The sequence below is a fragment of the Enterococcus sp. 3G1_DIV0629 genome, from assembly GCF_002141285.1.
Taxonomy (GTDB): domain Bacteria; phylum Bacillota; class Bacilli; order Lactobacillales; family Enterococcaceae; genus Enterococcus_B; species Enterococcus_B lactis.
This window is the reverse complement of record NZ_NGLI01000004.1, coordinates 11,679-13,409: the sequence shown is the minus strand read 5'-3', so window position 1 is coordinate 13,409 and position 1,731 is coordinate 11,679. Positions and strand designations below refer to the sequence as shown.

The 1,731-nt window shown below is 22.2% G+C and carries 1 protein-coding gene; it reads right to left on the bottom strand.

The genetic code is table 11. The features are described 5' to 3' along the window. Nucleotides 1-1,152 (bottom strand): helix-turn-helix domain-containing protein (locus A5816_RS14275; RefSeq protein WP_086311575.1); only part of this gene is annotated, 1,152 nt, incomplete at its 3' end. Nucleotides 1,153-1,731 lie beyond the last annotated feature (579 nt).

The following is a 1,731-nucleotide window of genomic DNA, read 5'->3' as shown; positions in this document are numbered from 1 at the left end:
ACTTACAAGAGTGTAAAGAACATATTGGAAATATTTACCATTTTCTGTACTTAAATACTTCTTAAATAAAGTATCCGATTGCACGATCTTCAGTACTATATCTTTCTCAAATGAACTAAAATTATTATCTAAATAAAAATCAAGAGTAATTTTATCAATAGGATAAATATTTCCCTTAAAAAATAAGAAACTACCTAAAAGGTAATATAATGCATCATACGTCAATTGGTACGAGTTATCTAAGTTAAAATCCGATTGTAACAATATAATAATTTTAGAAATAAGTCTAGTTCGTTCATTTTGTATTGCGCAAGAATGTAATTCTATTAACTTTCTGTCTAATACTTCAAAACTATTTAAAAAAGCAAAAGTTATATATGATACTTTGCTTATATCTTCAGTAGAAAATATTTTCCAGTGTTTTTTAAAAAATAATTTTAACTCATGATACAATTGATTGTCCTTAACATGTATATTTTCATTGCTGCTAATACTATACGTGTTAACAATTTTCCGCTGATTTTTAAGTAATGTTAACCAAAGAAACAGCTTTTTTTCTTCAATAGGACCTAGTTTTTCTTGATTTTGTTCATATAAGAATTGATCAAAATCTAAATACTGTGTTTCTGAATTATATGAAAAAGGAGAAGAATTGGTCCACCAATAGAATAAAAAATAAAAGTAAAAATATTGTACTAAATTTCCCTTTATTGTCCCCTGCGATATTTGGAGTTCAAATTCCTTTAGTAATTCATTGCATTGCAAAATGATAATGTTTAAAGTAGTACTACTTATATTCATTTTTTGGGATAATTTATTTCTAGTAATGTGAGGAGATTTAAATAGTAAGTCTAACAGAATATATTTTTCAGAATGAATAAAGTAAAATTTTGTTAGATCATCTACAGGAATTGATGAATTATTATGAAATATTAAGTCATGCTTTGTAGATAATAACTCTATATCTTCTTGGGGATAGTACGTTTCTAAATAGTCATTAATTCTATCAATTATTTTTTTTATTGTAGGATAACTTATATTCAATTTCTCGCAAACCAACTTTTTTTCCACTCTAAAATCGTGTAAATATAATAATTTAATTAAAAGGTATTCTTTTCTTGTTTGATTATCTAATAATTGTTCCTTGTACATAAGTATAACCCTTTCTAATACATTTTAAGGTTAGACGTCATAATTTATATTAATAGTGCGCAATAAATATTATATAAAACTAGTTTACAATTATTTTAACTTAAAGAACAAAGAAGTTATATTTCCTTTTTTTATAACATATATAATTTATTTTTATGTAGTATATTAAAAAAACAGAAATACAGATTATTAAGGTGAAATCCTAGAATTATGTTTTGTTTTTCTTCATTTATAAAATAATTGATCTGCAAAAAACTTATGATAAATAGCAAAAATAAATAATAATGATGTAATTAAAAGCCTAATAAAAAGTTATTTAAATAAAAAAGTAAGTATTAATCACAGATTAACGATTATTTACCTACTATTGTATACATTTTGATATTGTTATTTATAACTTGCTATTATCTGTAATAGTTTAACTGTTTAATAAATAAAATCTGTTTTTTTATACCTCTATTTAAAAAAAAGATACTTTAATAATCCATTTTTCTCTTAATATTTATTTAAATAAGAAATATTAAGACAAAGAAAAAATATATATAAATATAAATAACAACAATAAATAATAGAATGAGG